Annotated in this window: 25 protein-coding genes and 1 pseudogene; 18 read left to right on the top strand and 8 right to left on the bottom strand. The window is 51.9% G+C overall.

The window, feature by feature from the left end; all coding sequences use genetic code 11:
* Positions 1-207: 207 nt before the first annotated feature.
* Positions 208-1,476 (top strand): bacillibactin exporter BcbE, encoded by a 1,269-nt coding sequence (gene bcbE, locus BN3772_RS16205; protein ID WP_042200752.1) that lies wholly within the window; start codon positions 208-210, stop codon positions 1,474-1,476.
* A gap of 12 nt (positions 1,477-1,488) precedes the next feature.
* Here the strand turns inward: bcbE and BN3772_RS16200 are convergent, their stop codons facing one another.
* The 3 genes from BN3772_RS16200 to fsa form a co-directional block, all read right to left on the bottom strand.
* On the bottom strand, positions 1,489-2,694 hold the full coding sequence (locus BN3772_RS16200) for an MFS transporter (RefSeq protein WP_042200751.1): 1,206 nt from the start codon (positions 2,692-2,694) through the stop codon (positions 1,489-1,491).
* A 2-nt stretch (positions 2,695-2,696) separates the two neighbouring features.
* The gene (locus BN3772_RS16195; protein WP_042200750.1) at positions 2,697-3,149 is read right to left on the bottom strand and encodes a MarR family winged helix-turn-helix transcriptional regulator; all 453 of its coding nucleotides are present in this window, start codon (positions 3,147-3,149) and stop codon (positions 2,697-2,699) included.
* Between the two features lie 133 nt (positions 3,150-3,282).
* Positions 3,283-3,936, bottom strand: coding sequence for a fructose-6-phosphate aldolase (gene fsa, locus BN3772_RS16190; RefSeq protein ID WP_042200749.1), 654 nt, complete (start codon positions 3,934-3,936; stop codon positions 3,283-3,285).
* 228 nt (positions 3,937-4,164) lie between these two features.
* On the opposite strand from fsa, the gene BN3772_RS16180 reads away from it, so the two are divergent.
* Both BN3772_RS16180 and BN3772_RS16175 read left to right on the top strand, forming a co-directional pair.
* Complete coding sequence (locus BN3772_RS16180) at positions 4,165-4,638, top strand: hypothetical protein (RefSeq protein WP_157643602.1); 474 nt, start codon at positions 4,165-4,167, stop codon at positions 4,636-4,638.
* The gene (locus BN3772_RS16175; protein ID WP_042200743.1) at positions 4,619-5,179 is read left to right on the top strand and encodes a macro domain-containing protein; all 561 of its coding nucleotides are present in this window, start codon (positions 4,619-4,621) and stop codon (positions 5,177-5,179) included. The genes BN3772_RS16180 and BN3772_RS16175 overlap by 20 nt, the downstream gene beginning before the upstream one ends.
* A gap of 20 nt (positions 5,180-5,199) precedes the next feature.
* Here BN3772_RS16175 and BN3772_RS16170 read toward each other — a convergent pair whose 3' ends face one another.
* Positions 5,200-5,397, bottom strand: coding sequence for a hypothetical protein (locus BN3772_RS16170; RefSeq protein ID WP_042200741.1), 198 nt, complete (start codon positions 5,395-5,397; stop codon positions 5,200-5,202).
* Between the two features lie 72 nt (positions 5,398-5,469).
* Here BN3772_RS16170 and rpiA point away from each other — a divergent pair, with 72 nt between their 5' ends.
* From rpiA to BN3772_RS16145, 5 genes are all read left to right on the top strand, one after another.
* Positions 5,470-6,156: a ribose-5-phosphate isomerase RpiA gene (gene rpiA, locus BN3772_RS16165; RefSeq protein WP_042200739.1), complete on the top strand. Its 687-nt coding sequence runs from the start codon at positions 5,470-5,472 to the stop codon at positions 6,154-6,156.
* Positions 6,125-6,628 carry a VanZ family protein gene (locus tag BN3772_RS16160; RefSeq protein WP_244444762.1) on the top strand — a complete coding sequence of 168 codons (504 nt, stop codon included), beginning with the start codon at positions 6,125-6,127 and terminating at the stop codon, positions 6,626-6,628. The genes rpiA and BN3772_RS16160 overlap by 32 nt, the downstream gene beginning before the upstream one ends.
* A gap of 16 nt (positions 6,629-6,644) precedes the next feature.
* Positions 6,645-7,085 (top strand): GNAT family N-acetyltransferase, encoded by a 441-nt coding sequence (locus BN3772_RS16155; protein ID WP_042200737.1) that lies wholly within the window; start codon positions 6,645-6,647, stop codon positions 7,083-7,085.
* A gap of 193 nt (positions 7,086-7,278) precedes the next feature.
* Positions 7,279-7,731: a MarR family winged helix-turn-helix transcriptional regulator gene (locus BN3772_RS16150; protein ID WP_042200736.1), complete on the top strand. Its 453-nt coding sequence runs from the start codon at positions 7,279-7,281 to the stop codon at positions 7,729-7,731.
* Entirely contained in the window at positions 7,728-10,889 is a 3,162-nt protein-coding gene (locus tag BN3772_RS16145) for an MMPL family transporter (RefSeq protein ID WP_042200735.1), read from the top strand. Before BN3772_RS16150 ends, BN3772_RS16145 begins: the two co-directional genes overlap by 4 nt.
* A gap of 122 nt (positions 10,890-11,011) precedes the next feature.
* Here the strand turns inward: BN3772_RS16145 and BN3772_RS16140 are convergent, their stop codons facing one another.
* Positions 11,012-11,683 carry a tetratricopeptide repeat protein gene (locus BN3772_RS16140; protein ID WP_042200733.1) on the bottom strand — a complete coding sequence of 224 codons (672 nt, stop codon included), beginning with the start codon at positions 11,681-11,683 and terminating at the stop codon, positions 11,012-11,014.
* A 127-nt stretch (positions 11,684-11,810) separates the two neighbouring features.
* Here BN3772_RS16140 and BN3772_RS16135 point away from each other — a divergent pair, with 127 nt between their 5' ends.
* Both BN3772_RS16135 and BN3772_RS30935 read left to right on the top strand, forming a co-directional pair.
* Positions 11,811-12,809, top strand: coding sequence for an aldo/keto reductase (locus BN3772_RS16135; RefSeq protein ID WP_042200731.1), 999 nt, complete (start codon positions 11,811-11,813; stop codon positions 12,807-12,809).
* A gap of 171 nt (positions 12,810-12,980) precedes the next feature.
* A complete protein-coding gene (locus BN3772_RS30935; RefSeq protein WP_167336679.1) occupies positions 12,981-13,139 on the top strand; it encodes a hypothetical protein in 159 nt (52 codons plus the stop codon).
* A gap of 103 nt (positions 13,140-13,242) precedes the next feature.
* On the opposite strand, the gene BN3772_RS16130 is transcribed toward BN3772_RS30935, so the two are convergent.
* From BN3772_RS16130 to BN3772_RS16120, 3 genes are all read right to left on the bottom strand, one after another.
* On the bottom strand, positions 13,243-14,142 hold the full coding sequence (locus BN3772_RS16130; protein WP_042200729.1) for a manganese catalase family protein: 900 nt from the start codon (positions 14,140-14,142) through the stop codon (positions 13,243-13,245).
* A gap of 107 nt (positions 14,143-14,249) precedes the next feature.
* The gene (locus BN3772_RS16125; RefSeq protein WP_042200727.1) at positions 14,250-14,555 is read right to left on the bottom strand and encodes an HNH endonuclease; all 306 of its coding nucleotides are present in this window, start codon (positions 14,553-14,555) and stop codon (positions 14,250-14,252) included.
* A gap of 3 nt (positions 14,556-14,558) precedes the next feature.
* Entirely contained in the window at positions 14,559-14,771 is a 213-nt protein-coding gene (locus BN3772_RS16120) for a hypothetical protein (RefSeq protein WP_042200726.1), read from the bottom strand.
* Positions 14,772-14,866: 95 nt separating this feature from the next.
* Here BN3772_RS16120 and BN3772_RS16115 point away from each other — a divergent pair.
* From BN3772_RS16115 to desA, 8 genes and pseudogenes are all read left to right on the top strand, one after another.
* A pseudogene (locus BN3772_RS16115) lies at positions 14,867-15,004 on the top strand (phosphate-starvation-inducible PsiE family protein); the annotation flags it as partial.
* Positions 15,005-15,104: 100 nt separating this feature from the next.
* Positions 15,105-16,463 carry an extracellular solute-binding protein gene (locus BN3772_RS16110; protein ID WP_042200724.1) on the top strand — a complete coding sequence of 453 codons (1,359 nt, stop codon included), beginning with the start codon at positions 15,105-15,107 and terminating at the stop codon, positions 16,461-16,463.
* A 115-nt stretch (positions 16,464-16,578) separates the two neighbouring features.
* Entirely contained in the window at positions 16,579-17,532 is a 954-nt protein-coding gene (locus BN3772_RS16105) for a carbohydrate ABC transporter permease (RefSeq protein ID WP_042200722.1), read from the top strand.
* Positions 17,529-18,392, top strand: coding sequence for a carbohydrate ABC transporter permease (locus tag BN3772_RS16100; RefSeq protein WP_042176047.1), 864 nt, complete (start codon positions 17,529-17,531; stop codon positions 18,390-18,392). Before BN3772_RS16105 ends, BN3772_RS16100 begins: the two co-directional genes overlap by 4 nt.
* A gap of 153 nt (positions 18,393-18,545) precedes the next feature.
* On the top strand, positions 18,546-20,270 hold the full coding sequence (locus BN3772_RS16095; RefSeq protein WP_042200721.1) for a sensor histidine kinase: 1,725 nt from the start codon (positions 18,546-18,548) through the stop codon (positions 20,268-20,270).
* 35 nt (positions 20,271-20,305) lie between these two features.
* Positions 20,306-21,652: an ABC transporter substrate-binding protein gene (locus BN3772_RS16090; RefSeq protein ID WP_042200719.1), complete on the top strand. Its 1,347-nt coding sequence runs from the start codon at positions 20,306-20,308 to the stop codon at positions 21,650-21,652.
* A gap of 18 nt (positions 21,653-21,670) precedes the next feature.
* Positions 21,671-23,269, top strand: a complete 1,599-nt coding sequence (locus BN3772_RS16085; RefSeq protein ID WP_042200717.1) for a response regulator — start codon at positions 21,671-21,673, stop codon at positions 23,267-23,269.
* Positions 23,270-23,498: 229 nt separating this feature from the next.
* Positions 23,499-24,566 (top strand): Delta(5) desaturase DesA, encoded by a 1,068-nt coding sequence (gene desA, locus BN3772_RS16080; RefSeq protein WP_042200716.1) that lies wholly within the window; start codon positions 23,499-23,501, stop codon positions 24,564-24,566.
* Positions 24,567-24,656: the final 90 nt, after the last annotated feature.

The following is a 24,656-nucleotide window of genomic DNA, read 5'->3' as shown; positions in this document are numbered from 1 at the left end:
CCCTTCATCCTTTAGAGAAGGGCTTGGGTCTTTTTTAAAATATAAAAATTTAAATGTTTTACGCGATCCATAATCCTTATCTTTCTCGCAGGAACGGTTACCGCCTTCTCTGGAGGCCGGCATACCCGTTTCTGCTTGTATGAATACATCAGCACGCAATCAAGCACACTAATCTGGATTGTCAACGACAGCAAAGGTGGTCAATCCATGAAGGACAAAAAATGGGATCTTGCGGCACTGGCATCCATTCCCCTAATTATGACATTAGGCAACTCCATGCTGATTCCGGTGCTTCCGCAGATCTCCCGGGAGCTGCACATCAGTTCCTTTCAGGTCAGTCTGCTGATTACGCTTTACGGCCTGATGGCGATTCTGATGATCCCGGTTGCGGGCTATCTTTCAGACCGGTTCGGGCGCAAAAAAATTATTATGCCCAGCCTGATTATTGCTGCTGCAGGCGGAGCCGTATGTATCGCTGCTGCCTGGTTCACAAAGGGGATTACCGCTTACTGGATTATAATGGGCGGGCGTGTGCTGCAGGGGATCGGTGCGGCAGGGGCTTTTCCTATTGTACTGCCATTTGTAGGGGATTTGTTCAAGGATGAAAAGCAGGTTAGCAAAAGTCTCGGCCTGATTGAGACGTCTAATACCTTCGGCAAGGTGCTCAGTCCGATACTCGGTGCTTACTTGGGGCTGCTGCTGTGGTATGCACCGTTTATTTCCATTCCGGTTTTATGTATTATTTCATTTTTGCTTGTGCTGTTTCTGGTTAAAGAGCCGGAGCGGGATAGGGAACAGCAGGGCCTAAAAGATTTTATGTCAGGCATTGCTGCAATCCTGCGGGAACACGGCCGTTGGCTTTATGCTATTTTTGCCATCGGCGGCATTTGCATGTTCGTAACCTTTGGTGTGCTTTTTTATTTATCGGAAACGCTCGAAGGCAAATATAGTATCCATGGGGTCATGAAAGGTCTTGTACTGGCTATCCCGTTAGCCCTCTTGTGTCTTGCCTCTTACGGAAGCGGTAAAATTATCGGCCAGAATAAGCCTCGGATGAAGTGGATCGGCTGCGGAGGAATGTTCCTGGTGACTGCGGCTATGGTTATTACGGTCTTCGGCTCGGGACTTTACTGGCTGGTAGGACTGCTGAGTGCAGGGGGAATCGGTATCGGCATCGCACTGCCTTGTATGGATGCGCTGATTACGGAAGGCATTGACCAGAAGAACCGCGGTACCATCACCTCCTTGTACAGCAGTATGCGGTTTATCGGTGTGGCTCTGGGGCCGCCGGTTGTTTCGCTGCTGATGTCAAGGGGGCCTTGGCTGCTGTTTGGCACAATGGCCGCAGTCAGTGCGGCAGGCGGAGTGCTTATACTGCTCGCTGTAAAGCCGGGTGAAAAGAAACAGGGCGGCAGCGGACAGAGTGAGAAAAAGCAATTCAGGCTGCCGCTAAGCATGCCGCAGAGGGCACGTTAGCCTGTACGCAGATTACTGGCCAGTCTGCAGCGGACCGGAAGCAGAGCGTCTGCGCCGCTGTACAAGGAACACGCCGGTGTAAAGGAGCAGCAGCAGCAAAGGGGCAAGTGCGGAATAACGGTACATTACTGCATACGAGTTATATAAGGCTACGGAACCGAGAATCATGGTGCCGATGGCGACTCCTAAATCCAGAGAATTGAAGAACATCCCGTTAGCCATCCCGCGTTGTCTAGGGTCAACAGACTGGATCATCCAGGTCTGGAGCGCAGGCTGCATGGAGCCGAAGCCGATGCCGTAGCAGATGGCTGCCGGAAATAGTGCAGCGGTTGAGGAAGCAAAGGATAACAGCAGCAGTCCGCCGATAATGAACAGGCTGCCGGGTATGAGCAGAGCTGCGGGACCAAAGCGGTCATAGATTTTACCTGATAACGGACGAATAACCACAATAGCCACAGCGTTGAACAGGAAAAAGTAAGCGATATGTTCCAGCCGTGCCTCCTGTCCATATAGAGCGAGAAAACCAAGCAGTCCGCCATAAGAGATGGACAGCAGAAGATTAAGCAGGCAGGGAATGAGCAGCTTGCGGAAAAGGCTGCCTTTAGGCCCGGGCAGAGCTTCCGCTGCCGGCTCCTTGTGATTAACCGGCAGCCCCTTGGTCAGGCGGTAGCCCAGCGGCAAAAGAATGATGAAGGATAAGCCGGTTCCCAGGAGCAGTGAGCTGAATCCGGGGCCCTGCAGCAGGCTGAGACCGATCAGCGGGCCGGCGGACATAGCGAGGCTGGTCGACAAGCCAAAATAACCCATACCCTCACCCATACGGCGGATGGGAATGATATCAGATGCCATTGTGGGAAAAGCCGTGCTGGCCATGCCGAAGCCGATGCCAAACAGCACACGCATCAGCAGAAGGACGGTTATAGTACCGGACCAGTAATAGCCTGTAACAGCAGTAAGGCAAAGCGTGACACCGAGGAAGATCAGCAGATTCCGTCCGCCTTTTTCCATTGCTTTGGCGGCAAACAGCCGGGAAGCAATTGCGCTTAAAGCAAACAGGCTGGTAACCAGGCTGATCTGCACAGAGGTAGCTGCTAGGCTGCTTTTCGCATAGACCGGCAGGGTAGATAACGTCATCTGCAGGCCCGTGAACAGCAGCAGATTGCAGAGGGTAAGCGTTACGAAGGATTGGGTCCATAAGCGTTCAAGAGGTTTATTCAAGTTCAAGACTCCTGTTCCTGTTGTGTAATTGCAGTGTTGTGATAGATATGCTCCAGCATCCCGCGGAGTACTTCAAGCTCAGAATCCGAGAGTCCGGTTACGGCTGTACTGATGACCTGCCGTTCAAGGGCAACGGTATCTTCAATAAGCTGCTTGCCCAGGTCAGTCGGATACAGCAGGAAAGCACGGCGGTCACTCTGGTTCAGCGATTTCGTAATAAAGCCCTTCTTGAGCAGCAGTTCAACAATTCTAGCGGTTGTCGGCTGGTCTTTGGCTGCTGCTGACGCAACCTCCTTCTGGTTAATCCCGCTGCGGTCAACAATCATGAGCAGAACAGACCATTGCTCAGGAGTGATATCATACGGCTTGAGTGCACGGGCAAAAGCGGTTGAAATTCTCCGGTAGGTGGAACCAAGCAGAAATCCGAGGAATTGGCGGGGGGAGGAGCCGGACATATGGAATCTTCCTTTCTTAATTAGTTGTTATGACAATTATAATTATGACAAGTAATGATGTCAATAACGGAAAACGGAACAAAAAAGCACCTCCCTTCAACAGGTGAGGTGCTTCATTTATAAGCGGAATCCGTTATTTTGCTTCCTGAGGAACGGTCTCCCAGTCCTTAAGGAAACGTTCAATCCCGTTGTCTGTCAACGGATGCTTCCACAGGGACGGCAGAAGAGAGCCTGGAATGGTCGCAATATGCGCACCGGCAATCGCCGCTTCTTCCACATGGGCGATATTGCGGATGCTGGCTGCAATAATCTCCGAGGTCAGCCCGTAATTGGTAAGAATCGTCTTAAGATCCTTAATCAGCTTCATACCGTCTACTCCGATGTCATCGAGGCGGCCTACAAAAGGACTGATATAAGTAGCTCCGGCTTTGGCGGCCATCAGGCCTTGTGCAGCAGAGAAGATCAGGGTGACATTGGTTTTGATGCCGCGCTTGGTCAGCTCGTAGCAGGCAGCCAGACCGTCTTCGGTCATAGGAAGCTTAATTACAACGTTCGGTGCCCATTCCGCGATTTCCAGTGCCTCGCGCAGCATTTCATCCGTCGTCAGTCCGATCACTTCGGCACTTACGGGTCCGGGTACAATCTCGACGATTTCCTTAATGACTTCCTTAAACAATCTGCCTTCCTTGGCAATGAGCGACGGGTTGGTCGTCACGCCGTCCACTAATCCGAGCCGGGTAATCCGTTTGATTTCTTCAATATTTCCGGTATCCAAGAAAAATTTCATTGAAGCTATTCCTCCTTGATATCTCTTATGAATTGACAAACAGCATGTACAACCTCATTATGGATCATGCTGCCGGAAGATTCAACTGTTAATATGAATATTTCAAAGTAACTTTTAAGAAAGACGCACTTTTTTGCGCAATCTGCTCTTAAGAACCATTCCCCGGCATCCTCCTCCGTGATAATATAGTAACGTTGTTGGTAAAAAGAATGCGAATGGCAGGTGAGCATGATGATCTCGGCAATTGCCGGCGCCGCCCTGTTCCTGCTGCTTGCCGCAGCGCTGATAGCCTTCCAGAACAGCAGGCTGATCAGGCAGCAGGAGGCTGAAGATGCTGCGGCCCCGGCCGGAAAACTTATGTATTCTGTATTTCATGAGCAGTTCCGTGAGGACGAGGAGAGGCCGGAGGCTGTGCCTTTATTTCAGTATACTGTGCTTTCAACACCCGGGGAGCAGCTTGATCAAGGAGAAACCGGGACAACCTATGCTCTATGCCGTGTGCCGGCAGGCACCGGAGAAATGACTATGGATGCTGCCATGCACTGGATGGTGACCCGTATCCGCGGCGCCTCTATTCAGGGTGTGCTGTCCGGATATGCTTCTTTCCCCGGAAAGGCCGGCCGCAAAGGTGAAAAAGAGCTGGTTACGAGTCTGGAAGCTGCGGCGAAGGAGGAGGCCGGATATGCAAATCCGTATAAATGATGTTGTGATCTCGGTAAATACGGGAGATATTACTGCCTGGGCAGGCGATCTTATCGTAAACGCCTCCAATTCCGGTCTTTACGGGGGCGGAGGGGTGGACGGGGCGATTCACCGTGCGGGCGGACCTCAGATCGCAGCGGAGTGTGCAGTTATCCGCCAGAAGCAAGGCGGGGTAATGCCGGGGCAGGCTGCACTTACCACTGCAGGCAGGCTGCCTAATCTGGGAATAATACATACAGTCGGGCCGATATGGAAAGGCGGAGGTGCAGGGGAGGCGGCAACACTGGCCAAATGCTACATCAGCAGCCTTGAGCTGGCCTGCGCCCGCGGAGCACGCAGCATTGCTTTTCCGAATATCAGCACCGGCGTTTACGGCTTTCCCAGAAGACTGGCCTGTCAGACTGCTCTTGCTGCCGTGGTTGATTATGTGCAGAGTACGGATTCCGGCAAGCTGCCGCTGAATTTAATAGCTTTTATATGCTTCGAGCAGGATAATACTCAGCTCTATGAGGAATTGCTCAGAACTTATGTTACAGACTGATGCAGCCTGAACTGCAGTATTCATGCATGGTATTTGCCGGTTGGCGCGTCCAGCACCCATTCAAGCATCAGAATCATATCCTCAAGCCTGGTCAGCTGGGCGTTCAAGCCCGCACGCTCGGGGCTGTCCTTGGGCAGCGGAACCAGCCGGCTCTCGAGGGACCTGCGCTGGATCGTCAGCTCATTGATTTTGGATTGGATCTGATTTGCGGTTCTCATCGTGAGTCCTCCCGGAAAGTATATAGTTTGTAGTTGTTAGACCATTATAACGGATAACATGGGGGTATAAAAATGAGTGTCAATGTTAAGCAGCTGGCTGCGGAGAAAGCCGTAGAATACGTACAGGACGGGATGAAGGTGGGTCTGGGCACAGGCTCAACCGCCTATTGGGCAATACGCAAGCTTGGTGAGCGGGTCCGGGAAGGCTTGAGCATCATTGCTGTAGCCACTTCGCAGGCTTCCGAGGATCAGGCGCGTGAGCTCGGTATTCCTCTGGCAGCCTTCGGCGATATTGACAGCCTGGATCTGACTATTGACGGTGCTGACGAACTGGACGGAAGCCTGCAGCTGATCAAAGGCGGCGGCGGAGCATTGCTGCGTGAGAAGATTGTGGCAACGGGCAGCACGCGGATGATCGTTGTTGCTGATGAGAGCAAAGCTGTAACGACGCTCGGCAAATTCCCTTTGCCGGTTGAAATTGTGCCCTTTGCCTGGGAATGGACAGTAGCTAAGCTTGGTAAGCTGGGCTGCAAGCCGGAGCTGCGCCGCAGCGGAGATGAGCTCTACCGGACGGACAACGGAAATTACATCGCTGACTGCCATTTCGGAGCTATAACTTCAGCGCCGGAGCTGGCAGAACAGCTCCAGGGCATTTCAGGTGTGGTAGATCACGGACTGTTCATAGGTATTGCAAGTATGGCGATTATAGGCAAGCAGGATGGCAGCATTGAGATTATCGAAGGTGAGAGCCATAGCTGATAAGCGAAGCAGGGGCCGGGCAGGCCGGGGACCCTCCCGCAGGGCACAGCTCCGTCCGGGATTGCGGATTGTAGCGGGGATACTGTTGTTTTTTTATAGCGCTGCTGTGTTATACTGGATGTTTCTCGGATTCGGCCGGACCGTGCGTACAGAAGGGGCAATGCAATATAACCTGGAGCCGCTGCGAACAGTTAAGCTGTACTTCGACATGGACAACGGAGTGCCTTTCACGGGCAGGCTGATCAATCTGGCAGGTAATATTATCGTATTCATTCCATTTGGTGTATTGATTCCGCTAGTGCAGGCCAGGCTCCGGAATGTATTTACGCTTACGCTGTGGGCGGTCCCCTCTATTCTTTTGCTCGAATCCCTGCAGATGCTGCTGCGCGTGGGCAGCTTTGATGTAGATGATCTGCTGCTGAACCTCATCGGTGTGTGGGCCGGTTTGATTATCCTTTACAGATTTACATGAAAACGGAGGAAGTGTTATGTTTACAGATCTGAAGCAGCATGTAGGAACACCTGAAGTGGATGAACTGCTGAGTTATGCGGTTATTGATGAACCAGATGCCCTGTGGCGTGCTTCTGCTGAATACAAGAAGTTACCGGGGCTGAAGCTGTACGGCTGGGAAGAGGAGGGGCTGCTCGTTGGGCTTACCGGCTTCGAGGTAACGGAGGACGGTTCGCTTGAGATCCGCCACATCGCTGTGCTGCCTGAGAACAGAGGCAAAGGGTATGCCCGGGGAATGATTCTGGAGCTGCTGGCTGAGCTGCAGCCCCGGTATGTGCTTGCAGAAACCGAGGACGAGGTTGCTGCAGACTTTTACCGTGCCCTGGGCTTCATGGTGTACAGCCTCGGCGAGAACCCGGCAGGCATCGAAATGTACCGCTGTGTGTACGAAGTCGAAGAAACAGAGGAGGACGAGTAACGGGTTCGTTGCTGCTTCCCCTATTATGATTCTGAAGCTATCCGCTTTAAGCGGGTAGCTTTTTTTTGCTTCGTAACAGAGGCTCCTTAGCCATTAGAAATATACCGTTGACTTTTTTGTAAGCCGGGAATATAGTTTCATTATAAAACAGTTCGATACATGAACTATTATCTTGAAAAAGGAGGCTAATACGTTGAATGAAGAGGCGCAGCAGTGGATTAACCGGTATGTGGATGCCTACCTCATCGTAACCAGGCAGATCAGTGCACGGATCAAGGAGCGGATTCCTGAAGGAGTGACGAACGACCAGTTTCTGATTCTGAGGCTGATTAAAGCCCAGAGGCTGTGTACAGCCACGTATCTTGCTGAGGCTGTAAGTGTTGGTAAGAGCTCGATCACCGCTATTATTAACCGCCTTTATGAAGCGGGGATGATTGAAAGGACCCGTGATGAGAATGACCGGCGTCTGGTGTATTTATCCCTTACGCAGCAGGGGGAAGAGGTGTATCAGCTCGCAGAGAAGCAGGTGCAGGATGTAATTTCCCCGTACTTGTTCCACTTCGAGGAAGAGGATATTGAGAAATTTATTACATTGTTTGAGAAGCTGGCGTTTATTATGCAGGAAACAGGAGGGAACAGCGAATGAAGACCATTCTTAAAGCCAGATGGGCTATCATTGCCCTTTGGCTGGCTGCTGCGGTTGTTTTATTTATGACAGCACCTTCAATGTCTGATCTTGTCCGGGAAAAGGGGCAGATTTCGGTCCCTGGCGGTTACACCTCATCACGGGCGGCAGAGATTATGAAGGAGGCTGCTGCTGCCAAGGGAGGAGAGACGCTCCATCAGGTGGCGCTGGTGTTCAACAAGCCGGGCGGGGTAAGTGCCGCGGATACGGAGAGCATTAAGCAAGGTGTAGAGAAGCTGATTGCGGAGAAGGAGGCCCTGAAGCTTGATTCAGTAACCGAACCGTTCTCACAGGCAGAGCTTGCGGACACCCTGATTGCCAAGGACGGTAAGACGGTTATGGTCGCCCTGTCGGTCAAAGGCGGGGATGAGGCGGTCAAGGAGCTGCCGGATAAAGCGGATGAGCTGCTCGCGAATGTGACGGCAGATCATTATCTGACCAGCGAAGGATTAATTACCGAGGATACGATTGCAAGCTCGGAAGCGGGACTCAAAAAGTCAGAGTACATCACTGTAGTTTTTATCCTGCTTATTCTGTTCGTCGTGTTCCGTTCGTTTGTAGCGCCGCTTGTGCCGCTGCTGACCGTGGGACTAAGCTATGTTGTCTCCCAGTCGGTGGTATCCTTTCTGGTGGACCGGTTTGATTTCCCCTTATCGACCTTTACGCAAATCTTTATGGTGGCGGTTATGTTCGGTATAGGTACGGATTATTGCATTCTGCTGATCAGCCGTTTTAAGGAAGAGCTGGCATCTGCTGAAGATACGAAAAGTGCCATTATTTCTACATACCGCAAGGCTGGAGGAACGGTGTTTTATTCCGGGCTTGCCGTGTTCGTAGGATTCGTAGCGATTGGCCTGTCGAAATTTATGCTGTACCGCTCGGCGGTGGCTGTAGCTGTAGGAATTGCGGTGATGCTGCTTGCGCTGGTTACAGTAGTTCCGTTTTTTATGGCGCTATTGGGGCAAAAGCTGTTCTGGCCGTCACGCGGCAGACTGGAGCACAGTGAGAGCCGGATCTGGGGGGCAGCAGGCTCGTTTTCGCTGAAAAGGCCATGGGCGGCGCTGTTAATTGTGGCTGCTATCGTTGTGCCGTTTCTGGTCACCTATGACGGGAAGCTGTCCTTCAATAGCATGGATGAGATAGGTGCCGATTATGCCTCGGTTAAAGGCTTCAACATAATATCCGAAAGCTTTGGTCCGGGCGAATCCATGCCGGGTAAAATTGTGATTAAAAATGATGACCGGATGGACAGCTCAGAATATATGGGGCTGGCTGAACAAATCAGCCGGGAGCTGGAAAAGGTGGACGGCGTCAAAGCGGTACGCAGCATGTCCCGGCCGACCGGGGAGCGTATCAATGATTTTCTGATTCCTGTTCAGGTGGCAACACTGTCAGATGGACTTAATCAGAGCAATAACGGTCTGAGCCAAATCCAGTCCGGACTTGCTGAAGCGAGCAAGCAGCTCAGCGCGAACGGGCCTAAGCTTCAGGAAGCGGCGGCAGGCAGCGCGAAGCTCATTGAAGGCACAACAACGCTTAAAGAGGGTATCGCCGCATTGGGAGAGGGTCTTGCTCAGGTTGAGGACGGAATCAGGAGTGGTGCTGCCGGAGCCGGTGAGATTAAAGCCGGGCTGTCTAAGGCGGCAGCCAGCGCACAGCAGCTTGCTGATGCCAATATGGCGCTGCTTGCAGGCTATAAGCAGGTCGGTGCCGGGCTGACGGCACTCGGCGGCGGACTAGACGGGCTGCAGGCACAGCTGGATGGCGTAGCGGCTGCGCTTACCGGACTGGATGCTTCCTTTAGCCGGCTCGAGAGCAGCCATCCTGAACTGTTACAGGATCAGGATTACCAGACTGTTAAAGGTACTGTAAACCAGACCGGCTCTGGAGCTGTTCAGCTTGCAGCAGGACTTGGCCAGATCTCGGGCCAGCTTGGCGAGGCTGCAGCTGGGCTGAATGAAGCCAACAACGGCTATGCCAAAGCCGCAGCAGGCCAGACTGCCCTGGCTCAAGGCCTGGAGCGGCTGGTTGCCGGTATCGGACAGCTTCAGAACGGGCTGAATCAGGCGGCTGACGGCCAGGGACAGATCAGCGGTAAGCTTCCGGATATTACCGGCGGACTGGATCAGCTGCAGGGCGGACAGCAGCAGCTTGCCGACGGCTTCGGGCAGCTGACCGGGCAGATTGGTGAACTGACCGGGGGACTTAGCGACAGTGCGGAAGGACTGCAGCAGATCACCAGCGGACTAAGCTCGGCGCAGGGTTACTTGCAGCAGATCCGGGATGCCGGTGACGATGAGCTGAGCGGCTTCTTTGTTCCGGCGGAAGCGATTGAAGCGGATGACATGCAGCAGGTATTCAATACTTACCTGTCAGATGACCGCAAGGTGATGACGCTGGATGTTGTATTCGCCGGAAATCCGTATAGCGCGGAAGCGATTGACAGCATCCCTGATATTCAGGCAGCCGTTGAACGGGCTGTGAAGGGGACTAAGCTTGAAAATGCCGAAACGGCGATCAGCGGTGTCACCAGCACCTACAGCGATCTGCAGACTATCTCCAATGAAGACTACACACGGACGGTTGTGCTGATGCTGGCCGGCATATTCATCATACTGGTTCTGCTGCTTCGCTCGGTAATTATGCCGCTGTATCTGATCGGATCTTTGCTGGTTACCTATATAACAGCACTCGGTATTACGGAAGTGATTTTCGTTAACCTGCTGGATTATTCCGGCATTACCTGGACAACACCATTCTTCAGCTTTGTCATGCTGATTGCCCTTGGTGTCGATTACAGCATCTTCCTCATGGCCCGCTTCAATGAGAACAAAACCTGGGATGTGCGTGAAGCGATATTACATGCCATGCGCAACATGGGGACTGTCATCCTGTCAGCGGTGGTGATCCTGGGCGGAACCTTTGCCTCAATGTATCCTTCAGGAGTACTTTCGATGATGCAGATTGCGACGGTAGTGTTGTCAGGGCTTGCGCTCTATGCACTTGTGTTCCTGCCGTTCTTTGTCCCGGTTATGGTACGCATGTTCGGCCGGGCGAACTGGTGGCCGTTCGGCGTCAAGGAGGGCGGAGAGCCTGCGAAGCATGATCTGCATATGTAACTTATCAGCAGGTATACTGCAGTCAGGGTAGACCAAAGAACCTCTGTGCATTACTGGCAGCCCAGTTATACACAGAGGTTCTTTAATACTTACATCTGCACACCGTTATGTACAGGCGCAGATTAACGCATCTTTGCAAAATAGCTGCGCAGCGCCCAGCCGCGTTCCTGCCGCTTCTTATATTTTGGCAGGGAGCGGTAAATCGCGATGGATTCTTCAAAAGCCCGTTTGGCCTCATCATTTCTGCCAAGCGCCTTGTACATGGAACCGGCCAGGTAATAGGCTTCGCTGGAGGAGGTCTGGATCTCCTGGAACTCCGTTACGTAATGCAGCGCCTTATCCTGATCTACATTGCGGAACATCTCTGCCAGACGGAGAAACGGCTGGCCGTACTTGGCCCTGCGGTTAATCTCCAGCCCCTGCAGCATCTGGGCTTCACCTTCCGGCAGCATTCCCAGCTTGAGATTCGCATATCCGAGCTCGACCCAATATTCGGCAGATTGCTCATAACGGTCCGAAATCTGCAGCAGAAGGTCCTTGGCATCACTATAACGCTTGCGTTCAATCAGCAGGCGGGAAAGCTCGAACTTGGCAGACACATCGTTAGGATTCAGGCTGATCGTTGTCCGCAGCCTGGACATCTGCCGGCTCCGGCGGAAAGGCTTGCCGATGCTGGGCAGAATGCCGACATAACGGCGGTCCAGGAAATACAGGATGAGGAACAGTACAATCAGGGCCAGAAACGGATTGCCCAGTAATTGTGCCAGAAATAAAAAGCCCACGAATTTTAACATGAAGTCCCTCCGATAAAGTTGTAACTCCGGTCAGCGTTCACTGTAACTTGGAACATGCAGAGCAGGGTAATTATACCATATTATTCAGTTATACTAACTCTAATTTTCACTGAAAGAAGGATGAGAGATGAATACAGGTACAACCGCAGCCGGACGCCGTCCGCTGGGACAATCAGAGCTGTCTGTATCGCCGCTGGGCCTGGGCTGCTGGCAGTTCAGCCGGGGCAGCGGATTGGTGGGGAAATACTGGAGCAACCTTGAAGATACCGATATCCTCGACATCGTGAAGATTAGTCTGGAAGGCGGAATGAACTGGGTGGATACGGCAGAAATCTACGGAGGAGGCAAGTCCGAGCAGGCGCTTGCCGCCGTCCTGGATCAGCTCAGGCTTGAAGGAAGCTCTCATGCGAACCCGCTGATTGCCACTAAATGGTGGCCGATGCTCCGCACAGCTGGCTCTATCACCTCGACCATTGATGAGCGCATCCGCTGTCTGGGCGGACGGCAGATTGATTTATATCAAATTCACCAGCCCTTCTCGTTGTCGTCAATCGAAAGTGAAATGAAAGCGATGGCCGGACTGGTCAAAGCCGGTAAAATCCGCTATGCCGGGGTCAGCAATTATTCGGCTGCCCAGATGGTGAAGGCACACCGTCTGCTGCAGCAGCACGGACTGAAGCTTGTTTCCAACCAGGTAAAGTATAATCTACTGCACCGCACTATCGATCATAACGGCACTATGGCTGCCGCGAAGGAGCTGGGCATCTCCATCATAGCCTATTCACCGCTGCAGCAGGGCGTTCTGACCGGGCGTTTTCACAGTGATCCGGCGCAGATCAGCGGGCTGTCCATGATCAGACGGACGCAGTCAGGGCTGAACGAGAAGGGATTGGCCCGCAGCAGACCGCTGATTGAGCTTTTGTCGGCTCTTGCCGGGAAGTACGGGGTTACACCGGGGCAGGTTGCCCTCAACTGGCTGATTCATTTTCATGGAGAGACAGTGGTTGCCATTCCCGGAGCCTCCAAGGTCCGGCATGCGCAGGAGAACATCGGGGCAATGGGGTTCAGGCTCGACAGGCACGAGCTGGAGCAGCTGGACGGGGCTTCCTGGGCTGCGCTGAACTAGCATTCATGAATAGCTTTAGGCTGATTGAGGGCCTAAAGCTATTTTATTTAATAGAAATGCAAAAAATGTGCAAAATAACTGTTTAGGATTGGAAGCGGAAGGTTATATAAGGGATAAGTACATTCGCATCCGCGCAAAAGGGTGTAGATTTCGGAAGGAGGCTGAACCGTTATGAATATGGCAGTACATAATCTTATGGCTTTCAATCATCAATATTTTAGACCTCAACCGGTCAACGACCCCAAGCCGTCCAGAACAAATGAACAGACGCAGAGCTTTCAGGATATACTTAATGAGAAGCTGAGTAACAGCAGCAAGAACAAACGGTAGCCTGAAGAACGATGAAGCAGCGATTACATCACAAATGATAAACTTAAATAGAAGCCGGATGCTGACCCGTAGGTGCAGTATCCGGCTTCTTTGTATTCTCTGGTTAATGTATTCCGGCAGCCTTCTGCAGCCGGGCTGCAATCGCCAGAAAGTCCTCCTCGGAAATGCCGGGTGCAAATTCCTCCGGAACTTCAGGAGCTTCGGCTATCGGATGTCCTTGAGGGGAGCCCTCAACGACCTCGAGCGGCTGCCCGTCTTCCGGGTGAGTCCCCTTCCAGATTTGCTTAATCGCCGTGAAATCACCCTCGCTGTTGGTGTACAGCTTGGTGTGAAGTCCTTTTGACTCATATTTCTGCGTTTCCGAGAATGCCTTGTTATTGAGGGAAGGAATAGGTATGAGCTTGCTTACATCCACACCGGTCGCCATTTCCAGTGCCTTCGCATAAGCCACCACGTGAACGCCTCCGCGTACTAACAGATAACCGACAACCTCACGGGCAGCCGGATGATCGGTCAGTTCATATACCTTCATCTTATGGGCTCTCGCACCGCATTCGAGGAAGAAGTTATGCAGCAGATCCAGAATCAGGTTGCCGCTGTTAAACACATATTCGCCGCTCCAGGGCCGGCCCATCGAATCAACCGGCAGGGCTGATTGGGCTCCGGCAAGCGCAAAATAAGTATTCCGCATATCCTTAAACGGATTAAGCGGCGTCTGGTCGGGCTCTTTATATGAAGTGGAGCCGCAGAGGCACTTATTTACCGCATGTGCAACCAGCTCCACATGCCCAAGCTCTTCTGCCGTAATGCTGGTAACCAGATCATAGAACGGCTTCAGTTTTTTTTTGCCGCGGAAATTAAAGGATTGGAACAGGTAGTTGTTAAGGGTGGACATTTCACCAAATTTTCCGCCCATAAGCTCCTGAACTGCAGCCGCAGCATTAGGGTCTGGACGCTCAACCTGAGGGATTTCGATCAGAATTTCGTCAAAACGCTTGAACATTAGAGCACCTCACTATAGATTGGTATCGGCTGTCAGCCGTTATTCGCTCTATAGTGTCTCCCTGCTGCATAAAATCTACTCCTGATCATACAGGTTAGTAATTCGGACTAACGTTTTCCCCGGACACGCTGTGATTTGCGGAGCTTGGGCTCTGAACCCGGAGCCTGCTTGCTTATCCACTTCAGATAAGAAGCAATCTGCGGGTCATGCTGCAGGGCCTCCACCGTTGTAAGCTCCAGGATCACGAGATCATCATTGGTATACAGGGCATGAATCTGCCGGTGGCAGGCCTTACACAACAGAGCAGTCGGCTGGAGGGTGCCGCCTTTTTCCTTGGGAACCAGGTGGTGGACCGTAGTAACGAGTGGAGAGCGTCCGCATAATTCACAGGTAGCTGAGGCGTGTCCCTTCATAATCTAACCTCTAACCTCAAAAAACTGGCAGGTCCGGCGGGAATAATAGGTTAAATCGCTGACCCGCGACTGGATGATTACATCTGAATCGGTGAACCGGACAAGGGTTGCCCCCGAGTTCACCAGATGATCATTTTCAAAGACCCGTACCGGCAGCTTGCGGTCAATGGCTTCCTGCAGGTCGCTGTCGGTAAATAGCGGTCGGTTGATAGGCATGGGAACATTCTCCTTTTTATGCTGTGAATATAAAGATGAAATACAACCAGTATAACTTTGAAGAGGAGAGAAATCCAATTCCCGCAGCGGGCGCAGGCATTACCGCAATTACCCGCCTGATTATTATTGATCATGAGAGTCCTATGGATACACTGCTCTATTCAGGGGCCATTCTTGTCCTCGTAATCACCCTGTTTATCGCCAATTCCAATCAAATGAAACGGCAATCGTAAATATTTCCACCTTAAATCGGAAGTTTGCCTCCTCACCAAAAGGTTTCTCCTACGGTACACTAATTCTTGTAAGAGAAACCTTTGAGAGGGGTACAGAGGAATGAAAAAAGCAAAGCACCTGGCGTTGACACTTGCGTCCATCATGCTCGTAGGATCACTGGCAGCATGCGGAGGCAATAACAATGCCGGAAACAACGGCGGCAAAGAAAATGCGGGTAACAACGCATCAAGCACAAATACGCCTGCTGCAGAAGAAACCTCGAAACCGGCAGAAAAAGTTGAGCTATCCTTTTGGACACTGGGTAACGTCAACTATGAAGAGCTGGCGAATGAGTATACCAAGGAGCATCCGAACGTAACGATTAAAATTCAGAACACCGGTGACCAGACAGCGCACCATAATAACCTGACTACTGCACTGTCGGCGGGCTCCGGCGCTCCGGACATTTTCCAGCTTGAAATCGGTTTCATGGAGCGCTTCATCAGTGCCCAGGACAAATTCTATAACCTGAACGATCTCGGCGCCAAAGACATTCAGGCTAATTATCTCGATTGGAAATGGAAGCAGGCTTCTTCAATCGACGGCAGCTTCCAGCTGGGACTTCCGACGGATATCGGGCCGACTGTAGTCTACTACCGCACAGACCTGGCTGAAGCAGCCGGACTGCCAAGCGATCCGGATGGCTTCAGTGCAGCAATCGATACATGGGACAAATTTGCAGCTGTAGCCAAGGCCTACAAGGAGAAGACGGGCAAATACTTCTCCGACTTGACAGACCTGACCTACAACGCTCTGCGCGACCAGTCTGCGGATGAAATCTACTTCAGCAAGGCTGACGGCAAATTCATCGGCGATACTAATCCGCAGGTTAAGAAAGCTTATGATTTCACCGTAAAAGGCATCCAGGAGGGATGGATCAGCAACTATCTGCTGTGGTCGCCTGAGTGGGGTCAAGGCATGAGCGACGGTTCGTTCGCTGTTGTAATGGGTCCAGCTTGGATGGCTGGTAACATCAAGAGCAATGCACCGGATTCAGCCGGTAAATGGAAGATTGCACAGCTGCCTGAAGGCGCCGGTAACTGGGGCGGTTCCTTCATCTCCCTGCCTAAGGAAGGCAAGCATCCGCAGGAAGCCTATGATTTCATCCAATGGATGGTTAACAAAGATAATCAGCTTGAATCGTTCAAGACAAAAGGTCTGATGCCTTCGATTCCTGCACTGTATGAAGATCCTGCATTCGTAGATTTCAAGGATGATTTCTTCGCCGGACAGCAGACAGCTGTAGAATTCGGTAAAGCGGCTAACCGCGTTAAACCGGTGTACTACGGACCGCTGCATGACCAGACGGACACCTTCTTCAAGAATGCGCTCAAGAACGTAATCGAGAAGAAAGCGGACCCTGCAAAAGAGTGGGATGACGCCGTTAAACAGGCGAAGACACTGGCAGACCGCAGCTAGGCGAAAACGCCAAGCATGATATGAACCGGACATCCGGATTCCTGGAGGGCAGGCAGCCCCCGGGAATCCGGATTCTTCGGAAATGGAGCTTTCTTAAATATCCTGGAGGTGTGACATGGCAGAACCCGTAATTACGAGTCCGCATGCCGAGAGCAAACGCCCTTTTTTAACTGAACAAAGACGGAGCCGGATTACGGCCTATACCTTTATCTCACCGTTCTTTATTCTGTTCTCGATATTCGGACTATACCCGATCTTTTTTACCTTTTATTTATCCTTCTTTAAATGGGATGCACTCAACCCGATGAAATTTGTCGGCTTCAAAAACTATGATCTGGTCACCAGTGACCCAACCTTCTGGATTTCCTTCAGCAATACGCTCATTATGGGCCTCATGGGAACTGTCCCGCAGGTGATGCTGGCACTGCTGCTGGCTGTGCTGCTGCATTCGGGAATGACCAAATTCAAAAAAACGTTTCGTATTCTTTACTTCATGCCGAATATTACGTCCATAGTGGCCGTTACGCTTGTATTCAGTACCTTGTTCGGTAATAACGGAATGATCAACTGGATGCTGAACGGCCTGGGGCTTGAGAATGTTGCCTTCAACTCCGGCTGGTGGGGAGTCAAAATTGCGATTTCAACAATGGTAATGTGGCGCTGGACGGGGTATAACGCGATCATCTTCCTGTCCGGTCTGCAGAGTATTCCGATGGATCTGTATGAATCCGCGCGTATTGACGGTGCCAACCGCAGACAGCAGCTGTTCTCCATTACACTGCCGCTGCTCAAGCCGTTCATTATCTTTGTATCCCTGCAGTCGACGATTGGTGCCCTGCAGCTGTTCACTGAACCATATGTATTCCTGGGTCAGGCCGGAACCGGCTCTACTCGCCAGGAAGGAATTACAATGGTCACCTATCTGTACAGTGAAGCCTTCCGCAACGGATTCTTCGGTACAGCAGCGGCAACGGCGGTTATGCTGTTCCTCGTTACAATTCTCTTCTCCATCCTTAACATGCTGATTTCCAGAGGCACAGGCGGAGACACTGGAGGCAAAAAAGCATGAGTACACTGCGTATATTCAGAAAAAAACCGGATGATCTCGGATTTTTCGGCAAGCTTGGTTTCTATTTCCTGCTTATTCTCGGGGCACTGGTCTCGGTCTTCCCGTTCTACTGGATGTTTGTAGTCGGTACCAACGATAAAGGCGCAGTATTCCATGTACCTCCACTGCTTACCGTAGGTGACCAATTCTTCATCAATTTCAAGCGGGTTCTGGAAAAATCAGACTTTTTCCAGGCGCTCGGAAACTCACTGTTCGTCTCTTCCATGGTAACAGTGTCGGTTGTATTCTTTTGTACTTTGGCCGGGTATGCTTTTGCCAAATACGAATTTCCGTTTAAAAACGCACTGTTTGTGTTCGTTATCGCTACCCTTATTGTTCCACAGCAGCTGGGTGTACTGCCAACCTATGTCATTATGGCCAAGCTGCACTGGATCGACAGCTACAAGGCGCTGATTGTACCGGCGATGGTCAACGCATTCGGCATTTTCTGGATGCGCCAATACATTTCCTCGGCAGTGCCGACCGAGCTGATCGAAGCCGGACGGATTGACGGCGGCGGACATTTCCGGATTTTCTGGAATATTGCCGTGCCGGTCATTACACCGGCAATGGCAACTCTGGGTATTCTTAACTTCATGACGGTATGGAATGACTTCTTCTGGCCGCTTGTCGTGCTGAAGAACAAAGAGCATTACACGATTCAGATTGCGCTGCAGCAGCTCTTTACAACCCGTGATGGCCTTGACTACGGCATGATCATGTCCGCGACCTTTACTGCGACGCTGCCGCTGCTGATTGTATTCCTGCTGTTCAGCCGCTGGGTTATTGCCGGCTTGACCTCAGGCGCAATTAAGAGCTAAGCCTGATTTACAAAAACTGCAAACAGGAAACAGGAACCAGGAACCTGCGTGAAGAATAGTAGATGAGGCAGGAACGGCAGCCCACTTACCTTGAAGGGAAGGCATCCGTTTCTGCCGGGTTCTGCCAAGACAACAGGGGGAAGGTAGACAGCAATGAAGCTTAGACGCAAAATCCTGTTCGCTATTATTCTTCTCGTATTCATTCCCGTTATCGTAATGGGGATTGTTACGTATGTTAACTTTTCAAAAACAATGGAGAAGAAATCGAGCAGCTTCTACTGGATTTCGTTACTTGAGACTGACCGCAAGCTAAAATTCGCGCTCAGTGAAATATCGTCCATCACCAATTCGGCCATTACGCAGCCTGCTATCCAGCAGTCGCTGAAGCAGCCGAATTTTGTGCTGACCTATGACCGGAAGCAGGAGATCAACAACCTGCTGATCAATCATCCGATGATTACCTCTTTCAGCCTGTACGGCAAGGACCGGCTGCTGTACCAGTACAATGCACCGATGTCATTTGCCGATATGCGGAGGCAGGTATGGTACGGGGCGATGGAGAATGCTGAAGGCCGTCCTGTCTGGTCGGGGCCTGGTGAGAACGACTCAGAGACATCCGGAAATCCGGTACTGGTCCAGGCCAGGGTCGTCAAGGACTACTACTCGCTTGAGGATATCGGCTATCTGGTTGTTTATGTCAAGCCGGACCTGCTGGACCAGATTTTCTGGGAGGCGGCAACGCTGAAGAAAGGCGACATTCTGCTGGTCAACAAGCAGGGGAATATCGTCTTTAACAAGTCCGGGGAGCATATCGGACAGCGGACGGAGTTTCCTTTTTTGGAGGCGGACTATACCCAGAGCCAGGATTATTATATTGACAACTATCAGGGGGAGAAATCACTTATTACTTTCCTGCCTTCACATAATACAGACTGGTATCTGGCGGCGATCACACCGATGAATCTGATCTCCTCCGAGTCGGATTCTATCCGTAATCTGGCTATTATTCTGGGAACGGTTTCACTGATGTCCGCTTTTTTATTTGACCGATATTTCATCAGGCGGCTGGTGCGCAGCATCAACAGTGCGGTCAACGGAATGAAGAGGGTCAAGCAGGGGATTTTTATGCCGATTACGACGCCGCTGCGTTCAGACGATGAGAGCGACCTGCTGATTGACGGCTTTAACCGGATGAGTGCACAGATCAGTGAACTGATCCAGCAGGTGCAGACCGAGCAGGGACGCAAGAAGGAAGCGGAAATGCAGGCACTGATGGCTCAGATTAACCCGCATTTTATCTATAACTCGCTTGAATCAATCAACTCAATGGCCGTGCTGGCCGGCAACCGCGATATCAGCAAAATGGTCATCTCTCTCGGCAAGCTGCTGCGCATCAGCATCAGCCAGAATCAGGAGCTGATTCCGCTGCAGATGGAGCTTGAGCATGTCCGGCATTATCTGGACATCCAGAAATTCCGGTTTGAGGATAAATTCAGCTACCGCATTGACCTGCCGGATACACTAAGACACGTGATGACCCAGAAGCTGATTGTCCAGCCGATTGTTGAGAATGCGCTCTATCATGCCATTGAACAGATGGAGGAGCATGGTGAGATCACAATCAGCGCACAGCACAGCGGCAAGGATATTATCATCATTGTAAAGGATAACGGCCCCGGCTTTGACCATTCTACAATGATGAGCCTGTGGGACACCGAACACAGCAACCCCAAAAAATACGCGGACAGCGGCGTCGGGCTGCGGAACGTGCATGAGCGCCTGCATATCCGCTTCGGCAATCCTTACGGCATCGTGGTCTGTTCCTCACCGGGATTCGGCTCAACGATCGGTATCCGGATTCCGACCATACAGTCATGAAGCATCTAAAAGGGACGAAAGCGGGGAGTAATGCTGTGAGATGGTTAACCAAATGGGGCTGGATTCTGCTCTATATCGCACTGATGGCCGGAGCGGTATTGTTTATTTCGATAGGCAATAAGGAGCCGATTGAAGATAATTCTCCCGAGAAAATCACACTGACCTTCCGCCATTTCTGGCAGAAGGAGCATGACCGGCCGCTGCTGGCGATCTTTGAGGAGGTCGTTAAGGAATACCAGCAGGATCATCCCAATGTAAAGGTGAACTTTGAAGGGCTCGACCAGACGATTCACCGTGAGCAGAAGTTAAAAAGCGAGATGGTCACCGGCACCCCGCCTGATATGTTCGTGCTGTTCGGCGGTGCAGAGATTGAGCCTTACGTGAGATCCAACCGTCTGATGGACCTGACCGGCTTCGTACAGGAGAACGGGCTGAGCAACCAGTTCAGCGACCTGCATCTTTGGACCTTTGACCAGCATATATACGGACTGCCGATCGAAGGAAATGCCGAGCCGCTGTATTACAATAAAACGCTATTCAAGAAACTCGGCATCAAGCCGCCTGAAACGGTTGGAGAGCTGGATAAAGCCATCCGTCAGCTGAAGGCAGCGGGAATAACCCCGTTTGCGCTCGGCAATGAGGACCGCTGGCCGGCCGGAATCTTCGCCCATTATCTGATGGACCGCTACGCCGGACCGGAGCTGATTCAGAAGCTGGTTGCGGGCAAAGACGGTGCTACCTTCGTTAACAATAAATATCTTGAGGCGTTCAACCATCTGGAGCAGTGGATCAGCGAGGAGGCATTCAGCACAGCCTCCAATGATACTTCACCGGAAAATGCGGTACGCATGTTCACCGGCGGCGAGGCCGGGATGTATCTGAACGGAAACTGGGATATCAACCTGTTCACCGGGGAAACGGCTCCGTCAGGGTTTCAGAATGAAGTCGGAGTTATTCCGTTCCCGCCGCTGGTTAAAGGTGCTGAGCCTTCCATCGCAGGCGGTTATACGATCGGAATCGGCTTGTCTTCAAGCCTTACCGGGGCTAAGCGGGAAGCGGCACTGGAGCTGATGAAGGCTTTTTACACGAAGGAAATCCAGACGCGGATTGTATATGAGGGTCTGAGAATACCGTCCATGCGGATTGCTTTTGATCCGGAGACAACCGGGCCGGTTTTTGCCCAGGTGATGAACATCATGGATAAGGAGCGCCAGAGCTTCGTGCCGTATGACAATCTGCTGTCACCGGAAGTGAAGAAGACCTTCCTCAGTGTGATCGAGGAGATGATTGACGGCGGACTGGCGGCGGAAGACGCGCTGATACAGCTGCAGTCCGCGTCTGAGCAGTACTGGAATCTTATACAGAGCTCGGCTGTACAATAAATCTGGGAGGTGCGGATTGTGGGTGCACGGCAAGAGCAATACAAAGTACTGCTGGTAGATGATGAGCCGATTATTCTGCGCAGCTTAAAGGTGGCTATTCCCTGGGAGGAGCTGGGGCTGAGTATCGCCGGCGAAGCCCGTAACGGGGAGGTCGCACTGCGGCTGATTGAAGAAACTGCTCCGCAGATCGTCATCAGTGACATAAGAATGCCGGTGATTGACGGGATAGCTCTAATGAAGGAAGTGCTTCCGCGCAATCCAAAGCTGCTGTTCATCTTTATCAGCGGGTATGGTGAATTTGAATATGCGCGTGATGCGCTGCGGCTTGGCGCCTTTGATTACCTGCTCAAGCCGATAGACCATGAAGAGCTGACGGAAATGCTGACAAGGGCACGGGTTAAGCTGGACCGCCAGAAGGAGAATGAGCAGCTGATGCATTCCGTACAGATGCTGTCCATGCTCGCGCGGGAAAGGATGTTTACCGAGTTCACGCTCGGGAATCCGCGGCCGCTGCAGCATCTGAAGTGGCTGGATAACAGCGAGCTGGAGCGTGAGTATTTCATGGCTGTGGTCCGGCTGGACGATTACGCGGCGCTCACGTCTAAATGGAGCCCTGAGGAGAAGCATTTGTGGCTGTTTGCAATCCGGAACATTTTAGAAGAATGGTCACTGGAGAATGGGGCATTATCGATCTTTCCTTTCTATAACGGAGAGTGGGTGCTGCTCTTTCCCGGAAACCTCAGCACAGTCAGGAAGGAGCTCGGCGAGCGGCTGGTAGCGGATATCAAGCGCTATTCCAAGCTGCACTGCTCCGTTGGGATCAGCCGGAGCACACACGGGATTGATCAGCTGAGTACCATTTATCCGCTTGCCGCCAAAGCGCTGTACCGCCGTTTTTATACCGGTGAGGCGGGTGTGTTCATTGAAGAGGACACGCCGGACGGCAGCGGGCGGGAGGTTCAGTATCCTAAAGAGCTGGAGCTGTCCCTTATCGAAAGTATCCGTACTTTGAATCTGGAGCGGATGCTGCTGCTGTTCGATGAGATGGCCTGCTTCATTGAAAGCCAGTCGCTGCCGAAGGAGCTGGCCCAGCGTGTGATCATTGAACTTGTAGTGGTTCTGTACAGACAATTCGAGCAGCTGAATCTGCAGGCAGAATGGTCACTTGAGGCGCTTCTAGGCAAGCTGCAGGGACAGAGTACGCTGGGCGCAGTCATTAATGTGCTGAAGCAGGATTTCCGGAATTGGATGCTGGAAGGCAGCAGGCAGGCGGCGCGTGATGACGGCCGCAGTGTGGTCGACAAGGCCAGACGGTACATTGAGGACAACTATCATAAGGATCTGAGCATTGAGAAGGTTGCAGAGGTTGCGGACCTGAGCATCAGCCATTTCTGTACTCTGTTCAAGCAGATGTCCGGCTACACCTTCCTGGAGTTTGTAACTCACTGCCGGATGGAGAAAGCAAAAGATATCTTGCAGAACAGCAGCGTCAAAGTCTACCAGGTAGCACCGCTTGTGGGCTATCAGGACCCGAAATATTTCACCCAGGTATTCAAGAAGGCCACAGGCAAGACGCCGACGGAATACCGTGAAGAAGGAACGAGGCTAGAGGGTTGAAGGCTGAATATGGCCTTGAGCAGGTTTGGGGTTTTCGCGGAGTACGTATTTATACGAGCCGCAGCTAACGGGATGGATGCCCGGCAGCTGCGGTTTTTTTGTGCTGATGTATGATAAATGTCATACCTATTCCTTGATGTTTATGTCTTACAGCCATGACACTCCCGTTACTATAATAAAGGTAAATAAATGTAACCGTGAGCCCGTACCTATAAGGAGGAACCGACAGATGTCCAAGAGCAGCACCTCATCCCAGCTCTCCAGCCTGAAGAAAAGCGTGGCCCCGTTTGAAAAAAATGACCGTAATACAAGCATAAAGCAGCTTGTGAATACGCTTGGTCCTCTTTTCCTGTTGTGGGCGGCAGCCTATTTCAGCTTATCCGTGTCATACTGGCTTACCTTGCTGTTTGCCGTACCGGCAGCGGGGTTTGTCATCCGGACCTTTATCATTTTTCATGACTGCTGTCACGGATCGTTCTTCCGGAACCGCAAAGCCAACGACATTCTCGGAACCATCACCGGTGTACTGACCCTTGTCCCTTACCGCCAGTGGAAAAGAAGCCACTCGATCCACCACGCCGGCAGCAGCAACCTCGACAAACGGGGGATCGGCGACATCTGGATCATGACAGTCGATGAATACATTGCGGCTAAGCCGCTGCAGCGCCTCTGGTACCGGATCTACCGCAATCCGCTGGTGATGTTCGGCGCAGGTCCGATTGCCGTGTTCCTGATTCAATACCGCTTTAACGTAAAAAGCGCAAGACGCCAGGAGCGGATGAACACCTATCTGACGAATGTGCTGCTCGTAGCGCTATATGCTGGGATGATCTGGGCTGTCGGCTGGCAGGCATTTCTGCTGGTACAGCTGCCGATAGTGTTCGTCTCAGGTTTTCTGGGCATCTGGCTGTTCTATGTGCAGCATCAGTTCGAGGATACTTTCTTTGAGCATGAAGAAGAGTGGAGTTATGTTATGGCAGCCGTTGAAGGAAGCTCCTATTACAAGCTGCCTAAGTTGCTGCAGTGGATCACCGGCAATATAGGCTTTCACCATGTGCACCATCTGGCGCCCAAAGTGCCTAACTATAATCTGGAGCTGGCCCATAATGCCACGCCGCCGCTGCAGAAAGCAACGACGATTACGCTCGGCACAAGCCTGAAGGCGCTCCGTTTCCGTCTGTGGGACGAGGAGAATAAAGGCTTTGTCAGCTTTAGAGAGATTAAAGACCGTCTGCGGCAGCCGTTGCCTGCTGTGGAAGGGCTTAAGATACAGAAAACCGGACTGCAGGCCGAATAGCAGGCTTCCGGAGGAATGACCAGGAGAGGAAGCAGACACGCTAGAATGGCGGCGGGTGCGCTTCTTCTCTTTTTTTGCCGCAGATTATGC

The sequence above is a fragment of the Paenibacillus camerounensis genome (assembly GCF_000723885.1).
GTDB lineage: Bacteria > Bacillota > Bacilli > Paenibacillales > Paenibacillaceae > Paenibacillus_AQ > Paenibacillus_AQ camerounensis.
This window is presented reverse-complemented; position numbering and strand designations above follow the sequence as displayed.

Excerpts from the sequence above, each read along its gene's own strand:
- BN3772_RS16120 (WP_042200726.1), bottom strand. The coding sequence starts at position 14,771 with ATGCCTATCAACCGACCGCTATTTACCGACAGCGACCTGCAGGAAGCC.
- BN3772_RS16145 (WP_042200735.1), top strand. The coding sequence starts at position 7,728 with ATGAAGACCATTCTTAAAGCCAGATGGGCTATCATTGCCCTTTGGCTG.
- BN3772_RS16125 (WP_042200727.1), bottom strand. The coding sequence starts at position 14,555 with ATGAAGGGACACGCCTCAGCTACCTGTGAATTATGCGGACGCTCTCCA.
- BN3772_RS16130 (WP_042200729.1), bottom strand. The coding sequence starts at position 14,142 with ATGTTCAAGCGTTTTGACGAAATTCTGATCGAAATCCCTCAGGTTGAG.
- rpiA (WP_042200739.1), top strand. The coding sequence starts at position 5,470 with ATGAGTGTCAATGTTAAGCAGCTGGCTGCGGAGAAAGCCGTAGAATAC.
- BN3772_RS16140 (WP_042200733.1), bottom strand. The coding sequence starts at position 11,683 with ATGTTAAAATTCGTGGGCTTTTTATTTCTGGCACAATTACTGGGCAAT.
- BN3772_RS30935 (WP_167336679.1), top strand. The coding sequence starts at position 12,981 with ATGAATATGGCAGTACATAATCTTATGGCTTTCAATCATCAATATTTT.
- BN3772_RS16180 (WP_157643602.1), top strand. The coding sequence starts at position 4,165 with ATGATGATCTCGGCAATTGCCGGCGCCGCCCTGTTCCTGCTGCTTGCC.
- BN3772_RS16105 (WP_042200722.1), top strand. The coding sequence starts at position 16,579 with ATGGCAGAACCCGTAATTACGAGTCCGCATGCCGAGAGCAAACGCCCT.
- BN3772_RS16170 (WP_042200741.1), bottom strand. The coding sequence starts at position 5,397 with ATGAGAACCGCAAATCAGATCCAATCCAAAATCAATGAGCTGACGATC.
- desA (WP_042200716.1), top strand. The coding sequence starts at position 23,499 with ATGTCCAAGAGCAGCACCTCATCCCAGCTCTCCAGCCTGAAGAAAAGC.
- BN3772_RS16135 (WP_042200731.1), top strand. The coding sequence starts at position 11,811 with ATGAATACAGGTACAACCGCAGCCGGACGCCGTCCGCTGGGACAATCA.
- BN3772_RS16110 (WP_042200724.1), top strand. The coding sequence starts at position 15,105 with ATGAAAAAAGCAAAGCACCTGGCGTTGACACTTGCGTCCATCATGCTC.
- BN3772_RS16100 (WP_042176047.1), top strand. The coding sequence starts at position 17,529 with ATGAGTACACTGCGTATATTCAGAAAAAAACCGGATGATCTCGGATTT.
- BN3772_RS16175 (WP_042200743.1), top strand. The coding sequence starts at position 4,619 with ATGCAAATCCGTATAAATGATGTTGTGATCTCGGTAAATACGGGAGAT.
- fsa (WP_042200749.1), bottom strand. The coding sequence starts at position 3,936 with ATGAAATTTTTCTTGGATACCGGAAATATTGAAGAAATCAAACGGATT.
- BN3772_RS16155 (WP_042200737.1), top strand. The coding sequence starts at position 6,645 with ATGTTTACAGATCTGAAGCAGCATGTAGGAACACCTGAAGTGGATGAA.
- BN3772_RS16195 (WP_042200750.1), bottom strand. The coding sequence starts at position 3,149 with ATGTCCGGCTCCTCCCCCCGCCAATTCCTCGGATTTCTGCTTGGTTCC.
- bcbE (WP_042200752.1), top strand. The coding sequence starts at position 208 with ATGAAGGACAAAAAATGGGATCTTGCGGCACTGGCATCCATTCCCCTA.
- BN3772_RS16095 (WP_042200721.1), top strand. The coding sequence starts at position 18,546 with ATGAAGCTTAGACGCAAAATCCTGTTCGCTATTATTCTTCTCGTATTC.